The sequence below is a fragment of the Planococcus sp. A6 genome (genome assembly GCF_028823615.1).
In the GTDB taxonomy this organism is placed as follows: Bacteria; Bacillota; Bacilli; order Bacillales_A; family Planococcaceae; genus Planococcus.
Window position 1 is genome coordinate 1 of the sequence record NZ_JAPEHT010000192.1, and the last position, 4,138, is coordinate 4,138.

Here is a 4,138-nt window from a genome sequence, read left to right on the forward strand (position 1 = left end):
TAGGGGGCGTATGGGTTCACTTGCTGCCTGTTCCCATCTTATTTAATTCCTGCCCCAAAAACTGCAATTGGGTGCCGACTGTGCATTCACTGATGCAAAAGCGGTGCGCCGCCGTTTTTCCTTCATCCTTGCGGAGTTGGGCTTTGACAAAGCAGCCTTCACAATACGTATTGAGCATTTCATCGATTTCGTTGATGATGGATACTTTTTTCATTCGGGTCCCTCCGCAAAATGTCATTCTATTATTCTACTATGAATTTGTTTTTTTCCGCAACAATCGGTATACTGGCTTGGGACATTTTCGTCCTTCAGCGGTTCGAAACTTCCCGCTCTACCAAAACTAAGGAGGAAGCAGTTTGTTTAATGAATTTTTAGGGCTTGGCTTCGCCCTGTTCAATTTTGTGTTATTGCTCATCATGTATAAAGTGTTCGGCAAGACCGGCCTGTTCGCCTGGGTCGCGTTCGCCACCATCCTGGCGAATATCCAAGTGACAAAAACGATTGAGATCATCGGTTTGACCGCAACGCTCGGCAATAGCTTGTATGCCTCGACTTTTCTCGCAACCGATATCCTCAATGAAAAATATGGCAGAAAAGAAGCGAAGAAAGCAGTATGGCTCGGCTTTTCCTCACTTTTGATCATGGTTGTGACGATGCAGTTCGGCCTTCAATTCATTCCCGCGGAAAGTGATTTTGCGCACGAAGCACTCGAGACGGTATTCGGGTTGGTCCCACAAATCGCCATCGCCAGCATGATCGCTTACCTGCTTGCGCAGCATATCGACGTCATTATCTTTTCCGCCTTGCGGAAAGTCTTCCCGAAAGACAGCCAGTTCTGGATCCGCAATAATGGCTCGACCTTGCTCAGCCAATTGATCGACACCTTGATCTTCACATCGATCGCTTTTTTCGGCGTCTTTCCATTCGATGTCTGGATCCAGATCTTCATTTCAACGTATGTATTGAAATTCATCGTGTCCGTGCTGGATACACCATTCGGCTATATCGCGAAGAAAATCCGGCCACTCGATGAACAGGAGGCCGCACGATGATCGAATTGTTCGTGGACGCATCGACTGCCGGTGGTGTCAACGTCAGCGCGGTGGGAGTGTTTTTAAGAGGCGAAGGGCATTCCATCAAATGGAGCGAATACGTCGGCGAAATGGATAATCACCAAGCCGAATTCACGGCGCTGTTAAAAGGGCTGGAGCTCGCTCGTCCGCTCGCGACCGGCATGGTGTCCATTAAATCGGACTCGAAACTCGTCGTCGACGCCTTCGAAAAACGCTTCGTGAAAAATCCGGTCTACAAAAAATTGCTGGACGAGTCCTTGTCGATTGCGGACGGATTCGACTATTGCTTCATCAAGTGGATCCCAGATTCCCAGAACAAAGCCGCACATACGCTTGCCAACGACACACTCAAAGAGCATAAATAAGGAAAGCAGCCGTTCGACTTTGAGCGGCTGCTTTTTTCTTTGCGCATGCCAGGTACAGGCGATTCTGATATGATGGTGTCATACTGATTTACTGGAGGCTATTTATGAGATCGAAATTAGGAACCGCACTCGATATTTTCATCATCCTGATCGGCCCATTCATCATCTATGCACGCATCGTGGACATCATACAAAACGGTGTATCGCTTTATCCGTTATTGTCGGTGATCATTGTCGGCCTCGCACTCGCTTTCGCCGTCTACAATCTGGTCCAGCTGTTGAAAGAAAGACAAAACAGCACACCGCGCAAAAAATAGCAGAAATGAGGATCTCCCTTGAAAACGCTTTTATTGTATCTCGTTCCATTAATCGTTTATGCACTAATGAATAATCTGGTCAACGACAGTTTTACCTGGCCGCAATACTTGCTTCTGTTGTTCGCGTTCCTGGCGTTTCAGCTCGGACGGCTGCGCTATCCGAAAAATGAAGTGCCGCCGGCTGCAAAAGTGACACAGGCCGTCTTTTATGTTTTGACGGTCGCCATCATTTTCCGCGATAAGTACCTGGACGCCGGGCTGGTCAATTTGATGATTGCCCTTGTGGCCGTGTTCGTAATTGTCGAGTGGATTATCGCCAAACCGCAGCAAAAAACAAATGCATAACTGCAAAAACGCGAAGCCTAGACTACGGGCTTCGCGTTTTCCTATGCATTCCCTTTAAATTACATACCACAGGATGAACAGTACGACCGCAATGCTGATCCATGTGATGATGCGGACCAAATTGCGTTTTTTGCGCAGTTCTTCTTGTTCTTTCACGTCTTTTAGCAGCGGCATTTCTCACCCTCCTTGCTGTATTTCATTTCCCAACGCTTCCTGCTTCGATTATGATGAATAAAAAGGAGGTTTTCAAGTTGAAAAAATGGCTTTTTCCCGGGATTCTCGCAGCAGCACTTGCCGGATGCAGCAATGGGCCGGCGAATCCCGATGAAGCGACCGCACCTGCAGATGTAATCGCGACAGACCTTGAAGCCCCTTGGTCAATCAACAAGCAAGGAGACGCTCAATTTCTCTTCGCCTTTGTCTTCGGCTTCTGAAGCCGGATTTCTCGGATTTGTGCTGAAGCCTGATTTTGATGACTCACAGGAAGCTTACGGCTATTATGTTTACGAAGACAACGGCAAATCTTATAACAAAATTGCGGAATTCCGGTTGGACAGCGGCAGCTGGTCGGAAACGGCCGTCCTCTTGTCAGGCATTCCAACAGGCAATGTCCATCACGGCGGCCGGTTAGAATTCAGTGAAGACGGCTTGCTGTATGCCACAATCGGAGACGCATCCGAACCCGATCTTGCCCAGGATCCCGCTTCAGTCAACGGGAAGATTCTCCGTCTCAACGAATTCAATGAATTTGAAATCTATTCGCTCGGCCACCGCAACCCCCAAGGCTTGGCGTGGGATGGGGAGACGATGTATGCAGCGGAACATGGGCAATCCGCGAACGATGAAATCAATATCATCGAACAGGACGCCAATTATGGCTGGCCCGATATCGAAGGGGAAGAAACTGCTGATGGGTTAGAAGAGCCGTTTGTCACGAGTGGTGCAGATGATACGTGGGCACCTAGCGGGATCGACTTTCACGACGGGGCGCTGTATATCTCAGCACTTCGCGGGACAGCGATCAAAGTGATGGACCCGGAGTCGGCAGAAATCACCGATTCCATCGAAGGATACGGCCGTATCCGCGACGTTTATTCTGACGGCAACGGTTTATATTTCATCACGAATAATACCGATGGCCGGGGCACCCCGACAGAAGGCGACGACAAACTGTATATTTTAAATGAATAATAAAAAGCGGAGACCAGTGTCTCCGCTTTTTCATTTCATTTCTATAGCTTCATCACCATCAACAATTCATCGATATAACGGCCTTCCGCCTTTTGGGCATTCGGCGTGATGCCGATGCGCTGAAAGCCGGATCGTTCGTAAAAACGGATGGCACGCGGGTTGGCAGAATTGACGGCGAGTTCGAGCTGCTCAAGCCCTCTCCATTCCCTTGCAAATGCCAGCAAATGGTCGAAAAGCGTGGATGCAACTCCTGTCCCTCTCGTTTCTTCCGCTGCATAGACGGCAAGTACTTCAGCTCGATGGCTGGTCTTCTTCCCCGACAATCTGAGCAGCGTCATCATGGCGAGCAAACGGCTTTCATCGTATGCACCGAATGTCACAGCTGAAGGATTGGCGAGATTTTTAGCGGTCGCACTTACCGGCCTTCGGCTTGCTTCATTGAAATCAGTCGAAAACGCATCGGCATCTGTCTGCAATGCCGTTAAGCGAAGTTCCCGGTATTGTTTAGCATCTTCTTCTGTTAATCGGCGATAGTCCATGGCATTCATCCTTTCTTTAACGGAATTCCTGGACGACACGCCCTTTTCCATCGTCAACGTGGAAAATCGCGTGCGCCCCGTTGACCAATATCACTTGCGGAGGCTGATGGCCGATGTCGGCATCATATACAATGGGAACTTTTAATTGCTCCGCCAGTTCTTGGTACACCATCTCCGCGGTATAGCCTTGTACGGCATCGTTCGCTTCGCTTCTGCCGAAGACGATTCCTGAACAATTGTCGAACCAGCCTGCATATTTCATCTGCAGCAAACTGCGCTTTAAATCCGGTGTGTTCATTTCACAGTTT

At 48.9% G+C, this 4,138-nt stretch carries 8 protein-coding genes and 1 pseudogene; 6 read left to right on the plus strand and 3 right to left on the minus strand.

Features of this window, described 5'->3' with window-relative positions; translation table 11 throughout:
- Nucleotides 1–16: 16 nt before the first annotated feature.
- Nucleotides 17–214, minus strand: a complete 198-nt coding sequence (locus ON064_RS17300) for a zinc-finger domain-containing protein (RefSeq protein WP_121297536.1) — start codon at nucleotides 212–214, stop codon at nucleotides 17–19.
- Nucleotides 215–356: 142 nt separating this feature from the next.
- Between ON064_RS17300 and ON064_RS17305 the strand changes: the two genes are divergently transcribed.
- The 6 genes from ON064_RS17305 (at nucleotide 357) to ON064_RS17330 (ending at nucleotide 3,291) form a co-directional block, all read left to right on the plus strand.
- Nucleotides 357–1,052: a queuosine precursor transporter gene (locus ON064_RS17305; RefSeq protein ID WP_274625748.1), complete on the plus strand. Its 696-nt coding sequence runs from the start codon at nucleotides 357–359 to the stop codon at nucleotides 1,050–1,052.
- A complete protein-coding gene (locus ON064_RS17310) occupies nucleotides 1,049–1,438 on the plus strand; it encodes a ribonuclease HI family protein (protein WP_274625749.1) in 390 nt (129 codons plus the stop codon). The genes ON064_RS17305 and ON064_RS17310 overlap by 4 nt, the downstream gene beginning before the upstream one ends.
- Before the next feature lie 104 nt (nucleotides 1,439–1,542).
- Nucleotides 1,543–1,755, plus strand: coding sequence for a hypothetical protein (locus tag ON064_RS17315; protein WP_274625750.1), 213 nt, complete (start codon nucleotides 1,543–1,545; stop codon nucleotides 1,753–1,755).
- A gap of 18 nt (nucleotides 1,756–1,773) precedes the next feature.
- Entirely contained in the window at nucleotides 1,774–2,100 is a 327-nt protein-coding gene (locus ON064_RS17320) for a hypothetical protein (RefSeq protein WP_274625751.1), read from the plus strand.
- A 251-nt stretch (nucleotides 2,101–2,351) separates the two neighbouring features.
- The gene (locus tag ON064_RS17325; RefSeq protein ID WP_274625752.1) at nucleotides 2,352–2,534 is read left to right on the plus strand and encodes a hypothetical protein; all 183 of its coding nucleotides are present in this window, start codon (nucleotides 2,352–2,354) and stop codon (nucleotides 2,532–2,534) included.
- Nucleotides 2,535–2,553: 19 nt separating this feature from the next.
- Nucleotides 2,554–3,291: a PQQ-dependent sugar dehydrogenase gene (locus ON064_RS17330; protein ID WP_274625753.1), complete on the plus strand. Its 738-nt coding sequence runs from the start codon at nucleotides 2,554–2,556 to the stop codon at nucleotides 3,289–3,291.
- 41 nt (nucleotides 3,292–3,332) lie between these two features.
- Here ON064_RS17330 and ON064_RS17335 read toward each other — a convergent pair whose 3' ends face one another.
- Together ON064_RS17335 and ON064_RS17340 are read right to left on the minus strand one after the other, a co-directional pair.
- Complete coding sequence (locus tag ON064_RS17335) at nucleotides 3,333–3,830, minus strand: GNAT family N-acetyltransferase (protein ID WP_274625754.1); 498 nt, start codon at nucleotides 3,828–3,830, stop codon at nucleotides 3,333–3,335.
- Nucleotides 3,831–3,846: 16 nt separating this feature from the next.
- A pseudogene (locus ON064_RS17340) lies at nucleotides 3,847–4,138 on the minus strand (LD-carboxypeptidase); the annotation flags it as partial.